This is a genomic window from Bartonella sp. AA86SXKL (genome assembly GCF_042196885.1).
Map to the genome: position 1 here is coordinate 1 of NZ_JBHIRE010000341.1, position 703 is coordinate 703.

1 protein-coding gene is annotated in these 703 nt (G+C 44.2%); it reads right to left on the bottom strand.

What is annotated here, in order from left to right; all coding sequences use genetic code 11:
- A partial coding sequence (locus ACFIO5_RS11900; RefSeq protein WP_375705521.1) for an RsmB/NOP family class I SAM-dependent RNA methyltransferase occupies positions 1-703 on the bottom strand: 703 nt, incomplete at both ends.

A 703-nucleotide genomic window follows, 5' to 3' on the forward strand; every position in this document is an offset into this window, starting at 1 on the left:
TCGTTCATCGATTTCGTCCATAAAATATCCGGATGACGACGTATTGTTCCTGTAGAAGAACAAGGAGCATCAAGAAGCACAGCATCAAAAAGCTGTTTAGGATGAAAATTTTTCACATCCCCCTCACAGCAGCGAACTGAAAAATGAAGTCGCTCCATATTTTCCTTCAAGCGTTTTAGCCGATTAGCAGAGAGTTCAATTGCTGTCACATCAGCCCCTTGCAAAGCTAGTTGTGCTGTTTTTCCTCCGGGGCTTGCACAAAGATCAGCAACCTGTTTACCATGAATATTTCCGAGTAAACAAGCAGGCAATGAGGCAGCAAAATCTTGAATCCACCAAGCCCCTTCCATATAGCCTGGTAATTCAGAAACAGAACCCTCTAAACGACTCAACCGAACCGAACCATTGGGCAAAACAACACCCCCCAACCGTTCTGCCCATCCACGACTATCGGATTTAACTGTCAAATCAAGAGGAGGTGGGGCACTTTGAATTTCTAAAATCTGCTCTGTTTTTTCTTTTCCATAAGTTGACACTAAAAGCTGTCCAAACCATACCGGAATGCCTTCAATATGAGGAGCTTTCTGGCGTAAAAATACTGCCTCACGTGCAACATTGCGTAAAAGAGCATTCACTACCCCTGAAAAACGACACATACGCGGATCAAGTTTTGCCACACGCACAGCTAAATCAATGGCCGCAT